This is a genomic window from Xanthobacteraceae bacterium, assembly GCA_019454205.1.
Classification (GTDB): domain Bacteria; phylum Pseudomonadota; class Alphaproteobacteria; order Rhizobiales; family Xanthobacteraceae.
On sequence record CP075369.1, the window covers coordinates 2,871,984 to 2,889,103 of the forward strand.

Annotated in this window: 13 protein-coding genes and 1 tRNA gene; 10 read left to right on the plus strand and 4 right to left on the minus strand. The window is 63.7% G+C overall.

Annotation, left to right across the window (positions count from 1 at the left end; all coding sequences use genetic code 11):
• Window positions 1-48: 48 nt before the first annotated feature.
• Entirely contained in the window at window positions 49-1,638 is a 1,590-nt protein-coding gene (gene purH / locus KF794_14575) for a bifunctional phosphoribosylaminoimidazolecarboxamide formyltransferase/IMP cyclohydrolase (GenBank protein QYK44957.1), read from the plus strand.
• Here the strand turns inward: purH and KF794_14580 are convergent.
• Window positions 1,610-2,983 (minus strand): MFS transporter, encoded by a 1,374-nt coding sequence (locus KF794_14580; protein ID QYK44958.1) that lies wholly within the window; start codon window positions 2,981-2,983, stop codon window positions 1,610-1,612. The two genes, purH and KF794_14580, sit on opposite strands and share 29 nt — an antisense overlap.
• Before the next feature lie 69 nt (window positions 2,984-3,052).
• Window positions 3,053-7,897: an NAD-glutamate dehydrogenase gene (locus KF794_14585; GenBank protein QYK44959.1), complete on the minus strand. Its 4,845-nt coding sequence runs from the start codon at window positions 7,895-7,897 to the stop codon at window positions 3,053-3,055.
• A 151-nt stretch (window positions 7,898-8,048) separates the two neighbouring features.
• Between KF794_14585 and KF794_14590 the strand changes: the two genes are divergently transcribed.
• The 3 genes from KF794_14590 to KF794_14600 are packed head-to-tail and all read left to right on the plus strand — an operon-like array spanning window position 8,049 to window position 10,855.
• Complete coding sequence (locus KF794_14590) at window positions 8,049-8,651, plus strand: peroxidase-related enzyme (protein ID QYK44960.1); 603 nt, start codon at window positions 8,049-8,051, stop codon at window positions 8,649-8,651.
• 5 nt (window positions 8,652-8,656) lie between these two features.
• A complete protein-coding gene (gene ggt / locus KF794_14595) occupies window positions 8,657-10,414 on the plus strand; it encodes a gamma-glutamyltransferase (protein QYK46722.1) in 1,758 nt (585 codons plus the stop codon).
• Window positions 10,415-10,438: 24 nt separating this feature from the next.
• Window positions 10,439-10,855 (plus strand): secondary thiamine-phosphate synthase enzyme YjbQ, encoded by a 417-nt coding sequence (locus KF794_14600; protein ID QYK44961.1) that lies wholly within the window; start codon window positions 10,439-10,441, stop codon window positions 10,853-10,855.
• Window positions 10,856-10,876: 21 nt separating this feature from the next.
• On the opposite strand, the gene KF794_14605 is transcribed toward KF794_14600, so the two are convergent.
• Window positions 10,877-10,951: transfer RNA gene (locus tag KF794_14605), tRNA-Gly, on the minus strand.
• Window positions 10,952-11,179: 228 nt separating this feature from the next.
• Here KF794_14605 and trxA point away from each other — a divergent pair.
• The 3 genes from trxA to KF794_14620 are packed head-to-tail and all read left to right on the plus strand — an operon-like array spanning window position 11,180 to window position 13,036.
• Window positions 11,180-12,100 carry a thioredoxin gene (gene trxA / locus KF794_14610; protein QYK44962.1) on the plus strand — a complete coding sequence of 307 codons (921 nt, stop codon included), beginning with the start codon at window positions 11,180-11,182 and terminating at the stop codon, window positions 12,098-12,100.
• Window positions 12,101-12,127: 27 nt separating this feature from the next.
• On the plus strand, window positions 12,128-12,799 hold the full coding sequence (locus KF794_14615; GenBank protein QYK44963.1) for an LON peptidase substrate-binding domain-containing protein: 672 nt from the start codon (window positions 12,128-12,130) through the stop codon (window positions 12,797-12,799).
• A gap of 42 nt (window positions 12,800-12,841) precedes the next feature.
• Window positions 12,842-13,036: a Trm112 family protein gene (locus KF794_14620; protein ID QYK44964.1), complete on the plus strand. Its 195-nt coding sequence runs from the start codon at window positions 12,842-12,844 to the stop codon at window positions 13,034-13,036.
• On the opposite strand, the gene KF794_14625 is transcribed toward KF794_14620, so the two are convergent.
• Window positions 13,033-14,247, minus strand: coding sequence for an FAD-dependent monooxygenase (locus KF794_14625; protein QYK44965.1), 1,215 nt, complete (start codon window positions 14,245-14,247; stop codon window positions 13,033-13,035). The genes KF794_14620 and KF794_14625 overlap by 4 nt on opposite strands.
• Window positions 14,248-14,310: 63 nt before the next feature.
• On the opposite strand from KF794_14625, the gene tesB reads away from it, so the two are divergent.
• The 3 genes from tesB (at window position 14,311) to KF794_14640 (ending at window position 17,095) form a co-directional block, all read left to right on the plus strand.
• Window positions 14,311-15,192 (plus strand): acyl-CoA thioesterase II, encoded by an 882-nt coding sequence (tesB, locus tag KF794_14630; GenBank protein QYK44966.1) that lies wholly within the window; start codon window positions 14,311-14,313, stop codon window positions 15,190-15,192.
• Between the two features lie 186 nt (window positions 15,193-15,378).
• Window positions 15,379-15,717, plus strand: coding sequence for a P-II family nitrogen regulator (locus KF794_14635; GenBank protein QYK44967.1), 339 nt, complete (start codon window positions 15,379-15,381; stop codon window positions 15,715-15,717).
• 70 nt (window positions 15,718-15,787) lie between these two features.
• A complete protein-coding gene (locus KF794_14640) occupies window positions 15,788-17,095 on the plus strand; it encodes an ammonium transporter (GenBank protein QYK44968.1) in 1,308 nt (435 codons plus the stop codon).
• Window positions 17,096-17,120: the final 25 nt, after the last annotated feature.

Consider the following 17,120-nt stretch of genomic DNA (forward strand, 5'->3'; position numbering starts at 1 on the left):
CTATCGCCAGACCCTCTTTCGCAAGCCTCGCCGCACGGGATTTTTCCGATGTCCGACTCCGTTCGCGCAATCCGCCGCGCGCTGCTTTCCGTTTCCGACAAGGACGGCCTGATCGATTTCGCCCGCGCGCTGACGCAACACGGCACCGAACTGGTTTCGACCGGCGGCACCCGCAAGGCGCTGGCCGACGCCGGGCTGAAAGTCCTCGACGTTTCCGAAGTCACCGGCTTTCCGGAAATGATGGACGGCCGCGTCAAGACGCTGCACCCGAACGTGCACGGCGGCATCCTCGCGATCCGCGACAACCGCGAGCACGCGGACGCGATGAAGACACACAAGATCGCACCGATCGACCTCGTCGTGGTCAATCTCTATCCGTTCGAAAGCACGGTCGAAAAGGGTGCTGGCTACGACGACTGCATCGAGAACATCGACATCGGCGGTCCCGCAATGGTGCGCGCGGCGGCGAAGAACCATGGCGACGTCGCCATCGTGGTCGATACCGCGGACTACGCGGAAATCCTGCGCGAGATCGGCGCGCATGGCGGCACCACGCTCGGCTTCCGCAAGCGCCTCGCCGCCAAGGCCTTCTCGCGCACCGCGGCCTATGATTCCGCGATCTCGAACTGGTTCGCGAACGAACTCAAGGACGACGCGCCGGTGTGGCGCTCGTTCGGCGGCAAACGCGTGGAGAAACTTCGTTACGGCGAAAACCCGCACCAGTCGGCCGCATCGTACAAAGGCGGCGAAGCGCGCCCCGGCGTACTCTCCGCAAAGCAGTTGCAGGGCAAGGAACTGTCCTACAACAACCTGAACGACACCGATGCTGCCTATGAATGCGTCGCCGAGTTCGATCCGAAGCGCTTGCCCGCCATCGTGATCGTGAAGCACGCGAACCCGTGCGGCGTCGCCGAAGGCGACACGCTGCTCGAGGCGTATCAGAAAGCGCTTCTGTGCGACCCGGTTTCCGCCTTCGGCGGCATCATCGCGGCAAACCGCACCCTCGACGCCGACGCGGCAAAGGCGATGGTGGAGATCTTCACCGAAGTCATCATCGCCCCGGACGCGACCGAAGACGCCATCAAGATCATCGGCGCGAAGAAGAACCTTCGCCTGCTGCTCGCAGGCTCCTTGCCAGATCCGCGCGCGAAGGGCCTCACCTTCAAGTCGGTCGCGGGCGGGATGCTGGTGCAGTCGCGCGACAACGCGGTCGCCGACGATCTCGAACTGAAGGTCGTGACCAGACGCGCGCCGTCCGCCACTGAAATGAACGATCTGCGCTTCGCTTTCCGCGTCGCGAAACACGTGAAGTCGAACACGATTGTCTACGCGAAGAACGGCGCAACCGTTGGCATCGGCGCCGGACAGATGAGCCGCGTCGATTCTGCACGCATCGCCGCACGCAAGGCCGAGGACGCGGCGAAGACCGCAAACTTAAGCGAAACGCTCACCAAGAATTCCGTCGCCGCATCGGACGCCTTCTTCCCGTTCGCGGACGGACTGCTATCCGTGATCGAAGCGGGCGCGACGGCGGTGATCCAGCCCGGCGGTTCGATCCGCGACGACGAGGTGATTGCCGCCGCCGACAAGGCGGGCATCGCGATGGTGTTTACGGGCGTGCGCCACTTCCGCCACTAACCACCACGACCCGCAGCAGCAAAAACGCGCCGATTGCGAAGAAGACGACCAGCACCGAGACGCCCGCCTTCTGGCTCATGGTCAGCGCGGTCACGGTCGCGACCAGAAACGGCCCCATGAACGAAGTCAGTTTCCCGGACAGCGCGAACAGTCCGAAGAACTGCGCAAGCTGGTTGCGCGGCGCAAGCCGCACCAGCATCGTGCGCGATGCCGCCTGCAACGGCCCGGCCGCAAGGCCGATGAACAACCCGATCCCGATATAGAGTTTTTCCGGCAGGCTGGAGAACAACCCTGCGCCGCTGACGGCGGGCGTGGCCGGCACGAAGAAGAAAATATGATCGCGTCCGATGGAAAGGATCGCGATGCAGGAAACGAACAAGATCAAAAGCGACGCGAGGATGACCGGCCGCGCGCCGAGCTTGTCGTCCAGCCAGCCGCCGAGCAGCGCGCCCGCGGTGCCGGTGATGGTGAGCAGGATTCCGAACACGCCAAGCTGGATCGCGCCCCAGCCGAACGTCCCCGCCGCATAGATTCCGCCGAACGCGAACAGCGCCACCAGTCCGTCGGTGTAGATCATGTTCGCAAGCAAGAACGTGCCGATGTTCTTGTGCTGCCGTGCTTCGCGCAACGTTTGCAGCGTAGTGCGAAATCCCGCGCTGAGTGCCGGCCCGAGTTTCAGTGCGCGTTTTCCGTCCGGCGTGAACAGCATCATCGGCGTCACGAACACGACGAACCAGAGTGCGGTCAACGGACCCACGGCGCGGTCGCCTTCGCGCGCCATTGCATCCAGTCCGAACGCGGGCGGCGTACCGAGCAACGTCAGCCCCGTATGCGGATTGGTCGAGAGAAACAAAAGCGCGAACGCCAGCGAAACAAGGCCGCCGAGATAGCCCGTCGCCCAGCCCAGCCCCGACAGCCAGCCGATTTTATGCGGCGGCACGAGATTGGGCATCATCGCGTTGTTGAACACGGTCGCGAACTCGACGCCGATGGTGGCAATCGCGAATGCGATCAGAACAACAAGGATCGTGCTCTCGCCGCCGGGCGTGCCGAGCCACAATCCGAGCGAACCAAGAATGAGGAGCGAGCCGAACGCCGCGATCCATGGCTTGCGCCGTCCGGTTGCATCCGCGACCGCGCCGACGAAAGGCGAAGTGAACGCGATCACGATGCCCGCGGCCGCGGTCGCAAATCCCCACAACGCCTGCCCGCGCGCGGGATCGCCCGCGACGGCGGAAGCGAAATACGGCGCGTAGATGAAGGTGGTAACCAGCGTGAAGAACGGCTGGCACGCCCAGTCGAACAACACCCAGCCGAAAATCGCGCGGCGCGGCGCTTCAGTCATGGAAGCATGATCCCGAAAATCCCCGGCGGATAAGACCACGCCGCAGGCGGAAGCCAAAGCGCTCCCTGTTTACGCTTCGGATACCAGCTCGCCGATCAGGTTCGCCGCGACCGTTAGTTTCGCCAGCGTCAGGCCGGAGTCTGCGATCTCCTGCACGCCGCGCCGTGCGCGTTCGACATTGCTCTTGTGCGCGCCCGCCCATGCCTCGATGGCGGCGGCGCCGCATTTCCCGCTTTGCAGCGCCGCGGAAACAATGCGCCGCTGGCTCGCGGAAATCCGCGACAACGCCAGATCGAACGCAAGCCGATCGAAATGGTCGGTGAGCTTCACGCTCGCGCCCGCCGCGAGCACGCGATCAAGCCGGAAATAATCTTCCGCCGCGAAATAGGTTTCCGCGACCGCGCGGGTCTTTTGTCCGCTCATGCCCGCGATCAGCACGATGTCGCTGGCGGCGGTGAGTTCGGGAAGACGCGCAAGCTTCGCGGCCAACACTTCGGGCACGTTCTTCGCCACCGCCTCCGCCGTGCGGGCTTGCAACAGCGCGACGCGTTCCTTCGGCAGGATCGCCTCGATGTTCTGCTCGATGGTGTCGATGCCTTCGCGATAATGCGCGATGAGTTTTGCGAGGCCCTGCGAGAAGTCGGCATTGCGCACGAACCACACCACGCGTTCGAGCAGCAGGTTCTTCACCGTTTCATAAAGTGCGAGTTGTGCTACGCCCGGAATTTTTGCGTCCAGCGCGTCGATAGCCTTGTTGAGATCGGTCAGCCGGTAGCCGTCGCGGACGGCCGCATAGGCTTTTGCGATGAGCGCGGCCGATGCGCCGGTCTCGTCGGCAATGCGCGTAACGAAAGCCGGGCCGCCGCGGTTGATGATCGAGTTGCCGAGCCGCGTTGCGATGATCTCGCGCCGCAGCCGGTGTGTCTCGACTGCGTCGGGGAAGCGCTCCGGAACGGCGTCCGGAAAATAGCGCAGCAGTTCTTCGTTGAAATACGGCTCGTCCGGCGCGTCCGATGCGACCAGATCGTCGAACAATGTGAGCTTCGCATAGGCGAGCGTAACCGCGAGTTCGGGCCGCGTGAGGCCGAGGCCCTTGGCCTGCCGTTCCGCAAGCTCAATGTCGGACGGCAGATATTCGACGCCTCGATCGAGCAGCCCGCGCCGCTCGAGATTACGCATCAGCTCGATCTCGAAGCCGGTGTCGTTCGCGGCATCGCGCTCGACCAGCGAGATCGCGAGCGTCTGGAGATAGTTGTTGCGCAACACCAGCGCGGCCACGTCCGGCGTCATGGCCGCGAGCAGCTTGTTGCGGTCTTCGAGCGAAAGTTTCCCCGCCCGTACCGGCGTGGACAGCGCGATCTTCAGGTTCACTTCCACGTCCGACGAGTTCACGCCCGCGGAATTGTCGATGGCGTCGGTGTTGAGCCGCACGCCCTTGCGCGCCGCCTCGATGCGTCCGCGTTGCGTCATGCCGAGGTTAGCGCCCTCGCCCACCACCTTCGCCGCCACTTCCGCGCCGCTGATGCGGATTGCATCATTGGCGCGGTCGCCGACACCGGCGTCGCTTTCGGAAGCAGCGCGAATATAAGTGCCGATGCCGCCGAACCAGAGCAGGTCCACCGGCATTTTCAGGATCGCATTCATCACTTCCGCGGGCGTTGCTTCGCTCTTTTCCAGCGAGAGCGCGGCTTGCATCTCCGGCGAAAGCGGAATCGCCTTCAGGCTGCGCGGGAAAATGCCGCCGCCCTTCGAAAGCAACGACTTGTCGTAGTCCTGCCAGGAGGAGCGCGGCAACGCGAACATGCGCGCCCGCTCGTTGAAACTTTTTTCCGGATCGGGCGACGGGTCGAAGAAGATGTCGCGGTGATCGAAGGCCGCGATCAGCTTGATGGTCTTTTCCAGCAGCATGCCGTTGCCGAACACATCGCCCGACATGTCGCCGACGCCTGCCACCGTGAACGCCGTCCTTGAAATATCGACATCCATCTCGCGGAAGTGGCGCTTCACCGCTTCCCACGCGCCGCGCGCGGTAATGCCCATCTTCTTGTGGTCGTAACCGGCCGACCCACCCGAAGCGAACGCATCACCGAGCCAGAAGCCGTGCTCGATGGCGAGCGCGTTTGCCGTATCCGAGAATGTCGCCGTGCCCTTGTCGGCTGCGACCACGAGATACGGGTCGTCCGCGTCGTGTCGCACCGTATTCTCCGGCACGATCACCGCGCCTTCGGCCGAGAGATTGTCGGTGATGTCGAGGAGCGAACGGATGAAGATTTTATAGGCTTCCGTGCCCTCCGCCATGAACGCTTCGCGCGACGGATTGGCGGGCATCAGCTTCGGGACGAAACCACCCTTCGCACCCACCGGCACGATCACCGCGTTCTTCACCTGCTGCGCTTTGACGAGGCCCAGCACTTCGGTTCGGAAATCCTGCGGACGGTCGGACCAGCGGATGCCGCCGCGTGCAACCTTGCCGAAGCGCAGGTGCACTCCCTCGACGCGCGGCGCGTACACGAAAATCTCGAACAGCGGACGCGGCAACGGTAGCGCGTCGATCTTGCGGCTCTCGAACTTGATCGCAATGGTGGGCCGCGGCCCGCCGTCCTTCGCGATCTGGTAGTAATTCGTGCGCACCGCCGCGCCGATTAGATTCGTAAAGCGGCGCAGGATGCGGTCCTCGTCGAGGCTCTGCACCGCGCCAAGCGCGGTTTCGATGCTTGCGCGAAGCTCCGCCTGAATTGCCTCGCGCTGCTCCGGCGTGCCGTCGAAGCGCGGATCGAAGCGCGTGTGAAACAGCGCGACCAGGTCGCGCGCAACTTGCGCGTGCCGGTTCAGCGTCGTCCAGAGATAATCCTGGCTATAGGGAATCGCGGCCTGCCGCAGATAGCGCGCGAGCGTGCGCACCAGCGTCACGTCGCGCCATGGCATGCCTGCGTTCAGCACGAGCGCATTGAAGCCGTCGTTCTCGGCACGGCCCTGCAACACCGCCATCAGCGCGGCTTCGAGCCGCGCGTCCATAGCCTCGGCGTCGATCCCGCTGCCGTCGGCACGCGCAAGCGTCATGTCGTGCAGCCACACCGAGCCGCCGTCGGCCGCGCAACGCTCCAACGTGTAAGTGCGCTCGTCGATGACGTTGAAGCCCATGTTTTCCAGCAGCGGCACGCGCTCGGAAAGCGGCATCGGCCGCTCACAATTCCAGACCTTCAGGTTGAGCGATTGCGCTTCTCCGCCGCGCCGGTAGAAATTGATGGCGAGCGGTTTCGCGGACGAAAGATTGTCGATGATCCTGATGTCTTCGACCGCGACGTCCGCGCCGTAGGCTTCGCGGTAAGCCGCCGAGAACGCGTTGCGGTACTTCGTCTCCGCGGCCTGCGCCTTGTCGGGATCGAACGCGCCGCTCAGTTCCTTGGCGAAGCGGTCCTGCCAGTTGCGCACGATCGCCGTAATATCCGCTTCGAGTTTCTCGCGCGCAGGGTTCGGCGTTTCTCCCGCGTCGCGCCCGATGATGAAATGCACGCGCGTCAGCGGGCCTTCGGGGAAGAATGGATAGAACGCCGAAACCCGGCCCTGATAGGTTTCCGCGAGATATGCGCCGATGCGCACGCGCACCGCGCTGTCGTAGCGTTCGCGGGGCACGAACACGATCACCGAAACGAAGCGGTTGAAACGGTCGCGCCGCGCCAGCACGCGCACGCGCGGCCGCTCGTCGAGTTGCAGGATGGTCTTCGCAAAACCGAGCAGCGTCTCGCGGTCCACCTGAAACAGGTCGTCGCGCGGATAGCTCTCCAGCACGTTCGCCAGCGCCTTGCCCGAATGGCTCTCGCTCGAAAATCCCGCGTGGTCGAGCACGAAGGCCGCCTTGCGCCGCAGAAACGGAATCTTGAAAACCGAATCGCGATAGACCGGCGACGTGAACAGGCCGACGATGCGGCGCTCGCCGGTCAGCTTGCCGTTCTTGTCGAAGCGCTTGATGCCGATGTAGTCCATGTGCGCACGGCGATGCACGCGCGAGCGCAGGTTCGCTTTCGTCACGATCAGCGGCAGCGGCAGTTTCAGGAACTCGCGCAGTTCCTGGCTGGTCGAGACCGGCTCGCCCGCGCGGCTCAGCACGCGAATGTCGCGGCGGCGCAGGATGCCAAGACCGGAATCGAACACCGGCTCCAGCACGGAATCGCCGCTCGCCATCAGCACATTGTCGCGGCAGCCGAGGAACGTGAAATGGTCGTCGCGCAGCCACTTCAGGAACGCGACCGCCTCCTCGATCTCGTCTTCCGGCAGCGGATGCGATTTCTTCTGCAAGCCGTCGATCACGTCGTCGGCGTATTCTTTCATTTTCGGCCAGTCTTCGACGCAAAGCCGCACGTCCTCGAGCACCGCCTGCAACGCCCCGGCGATGCCGCCGTGCCGTCCTTCGTCGATGCGCGCGACATGCAGGTGAATGAAGCTCTCGCGCTTCTTTTTCTTGCCGCCGTCCGCAAGCCCGCGCCATTCCGCGAGCGTCCCGTTGCTTTCGCGCTCCACTGAAAAGATCGGGTGTGCCGCGAGCCGCACGGTCAGGCCCTGCTCCACCAGTTCCGCCGTCACCGAATCGAGCAGAAACGGCATGTCCTCGTTCTCGATCTCGATGATCGTGATTGCGGACAACATGCCGCCGTTCTCCACGGCGGCGGGATTATAGATCTGGATATCGGCGGCGCCTGCGGGGCGCGTGCGCAGGTGTTCGAAACTTCTCCGCGCGATGGCGGCCAGTTCGCCCGGTGAGTAATTCGCGACATCTTCCGGTGCTGCGCCGCCGAACAGCGCGGCGACGAAATCTGCCGGCACCTTGTTGCCGGCGGACGCCAGCTTCGCGGCCTCGCCGAGCAATTTTTCCAGTTGCAAGGCTTCGCCCGAGGCAAGCCGGCTCGCGACATTCATGTCTGTCCTCCCTGCCCCGCAATCCGGCTGTTTTCGCTGCTGCCGGTATTTCGCCAGTTTCTGCCGCTCCCCTGCCGCTGTCGAGGGGAGTGGTTTTCAGCCGCACCAACCGGCTGTTAGGTTCGCCTTACCCCGGAAAAAGGACAGGCCCATGAAACCGGCAAATCAGGCCGCCGCTGCGGCTCCGCAAAAAGAGGAAAAAATCCTCGCGCTCGATCTCACCCCCGGCGAACTCGACGAGGCGATGAAAGCCTATTTCGCCAAATGTCAGGAAAAGCTCGGCTTCATTCCGAACGTGCTGACGGCCTATTCGTTCGATCTGGCGAAGCTGAAAGCCTTCGTCGCCATGTCCGACGACCTGATGCTCGGCAAATCCGGCATCTCGAAAGCGGAGCGCGAGATGATCGCGGTCGTGGTTTCCTCCGCCAATCACTGCCACTACTGCCTGATCGCCCACGGCGCGGTGCTGCGCAAACTCACCGGCGACATCCAGCTTGCCGACACCATCGTCATGAATTACCGCGCAGCGGCGCTCGATGCGCGCACCCGCGCGATGCTCGATTTCTCGTGGAAGCTGACCGAAGCGCCGTGGGAAGTCGGCGAGGAAGACCGCGCGGCATTGCGCAAGCACGGCTTCTCGGATCGCGACATCTGGGACATCGCGGCGGTCGCGGCGTTCTTTAACATGTCGAACCGCCTCGCCACCGCGAGCGGCAACGAACCGAACGCCGAATATTACGCGATGGCGCGTTGAAGATTTTGCCGTCCGCCATTCGCCATCTGGCGTTCCGTGCAATCGCGTTGCTGCTCGCGGCCGCGCTTGCAGCGCCGTCCTTTGCGCAACAACCGTTCGACCCGGTCGCGACCAACCGCGCCACCGTCGATCCGGGCACGAAGCCGGTACTTGCACCGAACGGCATGGTTTCCTCGCAGGAAGCCCTCGCCACGCGCATCGGCGTCGAGATTCTCAACAAGGGCGGCAACGCCGTGGATGCGGCGGTCGCGGTCGGCTTCGCGCTGGCCGTGACACTGCCACGCGCGGGCAATCTTGGCGGCGGCGGCTTCTTCGTGATCTGGCTCGCGGAGGCGAAGCAATCCATCGCCATTGATTTTCGCGAAGTCGCGCCCGCCGCGATCCGCCGCGACAGCTTCCTCGGCGCAAACGGCAAACCCGATCCGCACAAGTCGCTTCATACCGGGCTTGCTACCGGCGTTCCGGGCACGGTCGCGGGCCTCGCCCTCGCGCTGGAAAAATACGGCTCCAGGCGCTTCACGCTCGCCGACCTGCTCGCGCCCGCGATCAAGCTCGCGAATGAAGGCGTGCCGCTGGAGAACGACCTCGCGATTTCGATTACACGCTACCAGCAACTGCTTGGACGCTGGCCTTCGTCGCAGAAGGTTTTCTTCCGCGACGGCAAGCCATTGCAGCGCGGCGACAGGCTCGTGCAGCGCGACCTCGCCGCGACCTTGCAGGCGATTGCGGAAAAAGGCCCGGAGGCTTTTTATCGCGGCGTCATCGCGGAGCGCATTGCGCGCGCCGTGCAGGACGCGGGCGGCGTGATGACCGTGGAAGACCTCGCGAATTACCGCGCGGACATTCGCGAAACCGTGCGCGGCACCTACCGGGGCTACGACATCGTTTCCATGCCGCCGCCTTCTTCCGGCGGCGGTTTGCTGATCCAGATTCTCAACATCCTGGAGGGCTTCGATCTCCGGAAGATGGGCCGCGATTCGCCCGACACCATTCACGTCATGGTGGAGGCGATGAAGCGCGCCTTTGCCGACCGCGCGGAATTCTTCGGCGATCCCGACTACGTCAAGGTGCCGCTCACGACGCTGCTCTCGAAGGAATATGCCGAGAAGCTGCGCGCGGGCATCGACCTGAAGGTCGCGACCCCGTCGGAAAAAATCCGCGCCGGCGCCGCGCCGAAACAAGGCGGCGACAACACCACGCATTATTCGGTGGTCGACCGCGACGGCAACGCGGTCGCCGCGACCGTTACACTCAATTTCAGCTACGGCCTCGGCCTCGTCGCGGAAGGCACCGGCGTCCTCCTGAATAACGAGATGGACGATTTCGCGCTCGCGCCCGGCGTGCCGAACGCCTACGGCCTTGTCGGTGGCGAAGCGAACGCGCCGGGTCCGAACAAGAAACCGCTTTCCTCCATGACGCCTACGATTCTGGTGAAGGACGGCAAGGCGTTTCTCGTTACCGGCTCGCCGGGCGGCAGCCGCATCATCACCACCGTGTTGCGCGTCGTGACCGGCGTCGTCGATTTTGACCTCGACATCGCGCAAGCCATCGCGCTGCCGCGCTTTCATCATCAGTGGCAGCCGGACGTACTCTCGACCGAACCCGGCCTGCCCGACCGCGTTCTTAGAATCCTGCGCGAGCGCGGACATAATGTGCAGATCGGCACCGGCACCGGCAGCGCGAATTCGATCCTTCGCGTGCAGGAAGGCTGGTCCGGTGCGGCCGACCGGCGCTATCTCGGCGCGCTCGCGGGCGGCTACTGAGTAAGGAAAACGTAAGGAGCGGACATGCGGCAGGCAGCCGGATCGCTGCGGATTGAAACGAAGGGCCGCGGCCTGATCGAGTTCACCCGCGAAGTCGCGGCATGGCTCGCGCAGGAGAAATTCCAGACCGCGCTGCTCACGGTCTATTGCCGCCACACCTCGGCTTCTCTTCTTATACAGGAGAACGCCGACCCGGACGTGCAGACGGACCTGCAAAACTATTTCGCGGAAATCGCGCCGGAGTCGGAGCGCTACATCCATTCCGCGGAAGGCCCCGACGACATGCCCGCGCACCTGCGCGCCGCGCTGACGCAGACCAGCCTGAGCATCCCGGTCACCGGCGGCCGCATGGCGCTCGGCACATGGCAGGGCATCTACCTGTTCGAGCATCGCGCGCGCCCGCACACGCGCGAGATCGTGCTGCACGCGATCGGCGACTGATTCTCTGGTCTGGGAGAAAATTGGAGCGGGCGAAGGGATTCGAACCCTCGACCCCGACCTTGGCAAGGTCGTGCTCTACCCCTGAGCTACACCCGCATCCGGAATGGCGGGTACTGGCCCCGCCGGGTAAGCGGGGGTTCTAGGCAAAAGCCTTGAGCGACGCAACACCTGAAAATTGCGAGCATTAACCGCGCCTTGGGCCGCCTCCGGGGCGGCCCGGATTTGCTTTCGGTGGCCATGGACCCCATCTATGGTCCCTGAAACGAGGCTGGTCCGGCCGCGTTTGTCCGTAACAGCCTCGAAACGACCCGCCCGGAGCGACGCATGGAATTGAATCAGGGGAACGCAGCCGCGGCGCTCAACGCCGGCGACCTCATCTCCGACACCACGACCCAGACCTTCATGAAGGACGTGATCGAGGAATCGCGGAAGCGTCCGGTGCTGGTCGATTTCTGGGCCGAATGGTGCGGCCCCTGCAAATCGCTCACGCCCATTCTGGAAAAGGCGGTGAAGGCGGCGGGCGGCGCGGTGAAGCTCGTGAAGATGGACATCGACAAGCATCCGCAGATTCCGGGGCAGCTCGGCATCCAGTCGATCCCGGCCGTGTTCGCCTTCGACAAGGGCCAGCCGGTCGATGGCTTCGTCGGCGCATTGCCCGAAGGACAGGTGACCGCGTTCATCGAACGCCTCACCGGCAAGGCGAATCCCTCGACCGAATTGCTCAATGAGGCGGAAGCGAAACTTGCGGCGGGCGAGTTCGACGAAGCCACTTCGCTCTACGCCGAAGTGCTGACCGACGATCCCGCGAACGCGCGCGCACTCGCGGGCCTCGTGCGTTGCCACATCGCGGCGGGCGATCTCGAACAGGCGCAGGAAACCTTCGCGATGATTCCCGCCGACGCTTCCAAGGATAAAACCGCCGCGCCCGCCATCACCGCGGCGAAGGCCGCGCTCGACCTCGCCGAACAGGCAGGAAAAGTTTCGAGCGAAGGCGGCGACCTCGAAGCGAAGGTAAACGCCAACCCGGACGATCATCAGGCCCGCCTTGACCTCGCGATTTCGCTGAGCGCCAAAGGCGAGAAGGCGAAAGCAGCCGAACACCTGCTCGCGATCATCAAGAAGGATCGCAAGTGGAACGATGAAGCCGCACGCAAGCAGTTGCTCCAGTTCTTCGATGCATGGGGACCGATGGACGAGGCCACCGTCGATGCCCGCAAGAAACTTTCCGTCCTTCTGTTCTCGTAACGGCGGCTAGTCCGCAAGGTGATGACGATGGCGATGAACGCGCCCTATGGCAGCCCGCAGGATTTGCCGGAAACAATTCCGGTATTCCCGCTGCCGCGCGCGCTGCTGCTGCCGCGCGTCGAGCTGCCGCTCAACATTTTCGAGCCGCGCTATCTCGCCATGATCGACGATGCGCTGCGCGGCGACCGCCTGATCGGCATGATCCAGCCGGACGAAACGAAGGAAGGCTCCACGCAAACGCCCTCGCTCTATTCCATCGGCTGCGTCGGCCGCCTCACGCAGTTCGCGGAGACCGGCGACGGCCGCTATCAGGTGGTGCTGACCGGCGTGTCGCGCTTTCGCCTTAAGGAAGAAGTCGAAGGCATGCAGCCCTATCGCCGCTGCAAGGTGGATTTCTCGCCGTTCGAGGACGATCTGGTGCCGCGACTCGGCGAAGACGAGGTTGACCGCGAAAAGCTTTTGAAAACGCTTTCCAACTACCTCGCCGCGAATTCCATCGAAGCGGACTGGAACGGCATCTCCGAAGCGCCGACCGAAGCGCTGGTGAACGGCCTTTCGCTGATGTCGCCGTTCGGCGTCCGCGAAAAGCAGGCGCTCCTCGAAGCCGCCGACCTGCGCACGCGGGCGGAGCTTCTTGTCGCAGCGACCGAGATTGCATTGGCCGCCGGAGACGGCGAAGAAACCGGAACCTTGCAGTAGGATCGCGGTTATAGAAGCCGCGCCTGAAACGCTGGAGACGTCATGAACACCGACCGCAACACCATCGACCCCAAGCTGCTTGAAATTCTGGTCTGCCCCGTCAGCAAGGGTCCGCTGGAATACGACAGCGAAAAGCAGGTTCTGGTTTCGCGCACGGCGAAGCTCATCTACCCGATCCGGGACGGCATCCCGATCATGCTGCCTGAAGAAGCGCGCCCGCTGGAAAACGCGTCTTAGATCAATTCGCCCCGAAGCAATTTCGGTACATCGCCCGTGAGGCCGGCCGCCTCGCGGGCGAAATATTTTTTGAGCGCCGGCGCGCGGTCCACCAGCCCCAGACCGAGATCGCGCATGTGGCGCAGCACCGTCCAATCGTTCGAGAACAGGCGGTTCAGCGAGTCGGTGGCAAAGCCCATCGCCACCGTGTCCGAACGCCGCCAGCGCTCGTAACGCGCGAGCACTTCGCGCGCGCCCGGATCGAGGCCGAGCCGTGCCGCATCCGCGATACATTCCGCAAGCGCCGCGACATCGCGCAGGCCCATGTTCAGCCCTTGCCCCGCGAGCGGATGGATCACATGCGCGGCGTCGCCGAGCAGTGCGAAGCGCTCCGCGACGAACGTGCGCGCAATCGAAATCTGTAACGGATAGGCGCGTGGCTTCGAGAGCACTTCCAGCGCGCCGAACTGCAACCCGAAACGCAGTTCCAGTTCGCGGAGGAATTCTTCCGCGGGCAACGCGACGATGCGAGCCGCTTCCTCGCCCGTTTCGGTCCACACGATCGACGAGCGGTTTCCCGTGAGCGGGAGGATCGCGAACGAACCGTGGGGAAGAAAATGCTGCACGGCCTTGCCGTCATGCGGGCGCGCATGGCCGATGGTCGCGACGATGCCCGATTGCCCGTAGCTGCTGGTCGAGGAGCGGATATTCGCGGCCGCACGCAGTTTCGACTGCACGCCGTCGGCCGCGACCAGCAACCGCGCGCGATGGGCGCCGAACGAAACCGTGCCCTCGCCCGCCTCGAACGCGGCATTCGCTTCCGCGTATTGCGCAATGCCTTCTTCCGTTGCTGCATCGCGCAGCGCGGCAATCAGCGCGCGGTTCTCCACCATGTGCGCGAGCGGCTCGTCTTCCTCGCCTTGCGCAAAATCAAGAAACGGCTGGCGCACTGCGTCCTGCAAGCGGCTGTCGGTGATGGTCATGGCGCGGATCGGCTGCACCGCGCCGAGCCGTTCCCAGACGCCGAGCGCCTCGAACAAATGCCGCGCACCTTCGGCAATGGCGACCACGCGGTCGTCTTTAGGCGGCTCGCGGCCAATCGTCGGGTCGAACAGCGCGACCCGGAACGAAGCCCCCAGATTACGCGCAAGCGCGACCGCAAGCGCGGCCCCGGCGATTCCCGCCCCCGCAATCGCGACGTCCAGCGGCTTATCCCGCGTTTGCTTGTTCATGGCCCGAAGATATGTAGGTTAAGCGCTCGCGCGGCAACCCGCAGTATGCATGAAGGTTTACCGATGGAAAAATCGGTCCAGACGCTCCTCGAAATCCTCGATCTCGAAACGCTCGAGGTGAATCTGTTTCGCGGCTATTCGCCGAAGGATACGTTCGTCCGCGTATTCGGCGGACAGGTGATCGGGCAGGCGCTGGTCGCCGCCTATCGCACCGTGCCGGACCGCCAGTGTCATTCGCTGCACGCATACTTCCTGCTCGGCGGCGATCCGAAAGCGCCGATCATTTACGAAGTGGACCGCATCCGCGACGGCGGCAGCTTCACCACGCGTTGGGTGAAAGCGATCCAGCACGGCGAAGCGATCTTCTCGATGGGCGTTTCGTTTCACAAAGTGGAAGATGGCTACGAGCATCAGGCGCAAATGCCGAAGGTGCCGATGCCCGAAGAACTCGCGAGCGAGAAAGAGATCCGCGAGAAGGTGATGCCGATGTTGCCCGAAGCCGTGCGCAAATATTATCAGCGCGAACGGCCGATCGAACTGCGTCCGGTCGAGTACATGCGTTATCTCTCGAAGGATTACCGCGAGCCGAAATTCAATGTCTGGATGAAGTCGATCGCGCCGCTGCCCGACGACCCGGTGATCCACCGCTGCGTACTGGCCTACGCCTCCGACATGGGATTGCTGGACGCTTCGCTCATCCCGCACGGGCGCTCTGTGTTTTCCCGCTCGATCCAGCCCGCCAGCCTCGACCATGCGCTTTGGTTTCACCGGCCGTTCCGGGCCGACGAATGGATCCTCTATTCACAGGATTCGCCGAACGCGAATAACGCCCGCGGCTTCTCCCGCGGCCAGTTTTTCACCCGCGATGGCACTTTGGTCGCCTCCGTCGCCCAGGAAGGGCTGATCCGGCGTAAGGATCCGAACTTCGAGAAGAAAAAAACCTAGATTCGGGTCCGGAAACCGGAAAATCCGTTTCCACTCCCGGCCTGCCTAAAAAGCGGCGCCCCCTTCCCGTCCCGCTTAAAATTCCGGCTGAACGCCGATAATCTGTGCAGATAACGCCGCCTCGTTTTTAAGCGGCGCGACTGCCGGATCACGCCTCTCCAAACAACCGGCAGCAGGGGAGCGCTCATGAAACTCGTCATTGCCATCGTCAAACCCTTCAAGCTCGAGGAGGTGCGGGACGCACTTGCCGCCATGGGCGTGCAGGGCATCACCGTTTCCGAGGTCAAGGGCTACGGCCGCCAGAAGGGCCACACCGAGATCTATCGCGGCGCCGAGTACGCCATTCATTTTCTTCCCAAGATGCGACTCGAAATCGCTGTGCCGTCCGAGACCGTCCCGCGCGTGATCGACGCCATCGTGAAATCCGCGAAGACCGGACAGATCGGCGACGGCAAGATTTTCGTGACGCCGCTGGAGCGCGCCGTGCGGATCCGCACCGGCGAAACCGACAACAACGCGCTTTAGCGCAGGGTTTCGGATCGGATCATGCGCAATGAAAAATTGCGCGCTTCATAAAATTACGAGGGGGCTATTCATGAAACGCTTTTGGATTCCTGCCACAGCCTGCGCGGCGCTCACCGCAACGCCCGCATTCGCGCAAGGCAACGCCATCAACGCCGCCGACACCGCATGGATGATCGCAGCCACCGCGCTGGTGCTGCTGATGACGATACCGGGCCTCGCGCTCTTTTATTCGGGCCTCGTGCGCAAGAAGAATCTGCTCGCCACGATGGCGCAGAGCTTCGCTGCGGTGATGTTCATCTCCATCCTATGGTTCCTCGCCGGCTATTCGCTGACTTTCTCCGGCGACGGTGCGTGGCTCGGCAATCTCGACAAGCTGTTGCTCGCGGGCATAGGGCTGCAATCGGTCAATGCGGCCGCGTCGAACATTCCTGAATCGTTGTTCGCCACCTACCAGATGACGTTTGCCGTCATCACCTGCGCGCTGATCGCGGGTTCGGTCGCGGACCGGATGCGCTTCTCGGCCTTCATCCTGTTCATGATCGCGTGGTTCTTCGTGGTCTACGTGCCGAGCGCGCACTGGATCTGGGGCGGCGGATTTCTCTCAAGCATGGGCGTGATGGATTTCGCCGGCGGCATCGTCGTGCATTTGAATGCCGGCGTTGCAGGCCTTGTCGCCGCCTATGTGCTCGGCGCGCGGCGCGGTTACGGCACGGAGAATCTTTCGCCCTACGATCTGACGCTGGCCGTGATCGGCACCGCACTTCTTTGGGTTGGCTGGTTCGGCTTCAACGGCGGTTCGGCGCTGAGCGCGGGTTCGCGCGCAACCATGGCGATCCTCGCTACCCATCTCGCGGCCTGCGCGGGCGCGCTGGCTTGGATGTTCATGGAATGGTGGACGCGGAAAAAACCGTCCGTGCTCGGTATTATCTCCGGTGCCATCGCCGGCCTCGGCACGATCACGCCCGCATCGGGTTACATCCTGCCGTGGCATGGCGTGATCATCGGCCTCGTGGCTGGCTTGCTTTGCTTCTGGGCCTGCACCTGGCTGAAAGAGCGTCTGCGCTACGACGACTCGCTCGACGTATTCGGCATCCACGGCATCGGCGGCATTCTCGGCACCATCCTGACGGGCGTGTTCGCGGTCGGCGCATTCACCGCGACCAAGGAATTGCCGCAAGGCCAGCAGGGATTGCTGGAAGGCAACGCTACGCAGCTTCTGACCCAGTGCATCGGCGTCGCGATCTGCTTCGTGTGGTGCGCGGTCGCGACCTGGGTGATTCTCAAGGCCATCGATCTGCTCGTGGGCCTGCGCGTCAGCGACGAACATGAGCGGATGGGTCTCGACATCACGCAGCACGGCGAGTCGGTTCACACCTGAACCGGCCGCCTCGGGCCAAATCGGA

Excerpts from the sequence above, each read along its gene's own strand:
- KF794_14600 (QYK44961.1), top strand. The coding sequence starts at position 10,439 with ATGCGGCAGGCAGCCGGATCGCTGCGGATTGAAACGAAGGGCCGCGGC.
- KF794_14625 (QYK44965.1), bottom strand. The coding sequence starts at position 14,247 with ATGAACAAGCAAACGCGGGATAAGCCGCTGGACGTCGCGATTGCGGGG.
- KF794_14635 (QYK44967.1), top strand. The coding sequence starts at position 15,379 with ATGAAACTCGTCATTGCCATCGTCAAACCCTTCAAGCTCGAGGAGGTG.
- purH (QYK44957.1), top strand. The coding sequence starts at position 49 with ATGTCCGACTCCGTTCGCGCAATCCGCCGCGCGCTGCTTTCCGTTTCC.
- KF794_14590 (QYK44960.1), top strand. The coding sequence starts at position 8,049 with ATGAAACCGGCAAATCAGGCCGCCGCTGCGGCTCCGCAAAAAGAGGAA.
- KF794_14615 (QYK44963.1), top strand. The coding sequence starts at position 12,128 with ATGGCGATGAACGCGCCCTATGGCAGCCCGCAGGATTTGCCGGAAACA.
- trxA (QYK44962.1), top strand. The coding sequence starts at position 11,180 with ATGGAATTGAATCAGGGGAACGCAGCCGCGGCGCTCAACGCCGGCGAC.
- KF794_14620 (QYK44964.1), top strand. The coding sequence starts at position 12,842 with ATGAACACCGACCGCAACACCATCGACCCCAAGCTGCTTGAAATTCTG.
- KF794_14640 (QYK44968.1), top strand. The coding sequence starts at position 15,788 with ATGAAACGCTTTTGGATTCCTGCCACAGCCTGCGCGGCGCTCACCGCA.
- tesB (QYK44966.1), top strand. The coding sequence starts at position 14,311 with ATGGAAAAATCGGTCCAGACGCTCCTCGAAATCCTCGATCTCGAAACG.
- KF794_14580 (QYK44958.1), bottom strand. The coding sequence starts at position 2,983 with ATGACTGAAGCGCCGCGCCGCGCGATTTTCGGCTGGGTGTTGTTCGAC.
- KF794_14585 (QYK44959.1), bottom strand. The coding sequence starts at position 7,897 with ATGAATGTCGCGAGCCGGCTTGCCTCGGGCGAAGCCTTGCAACTGGAA.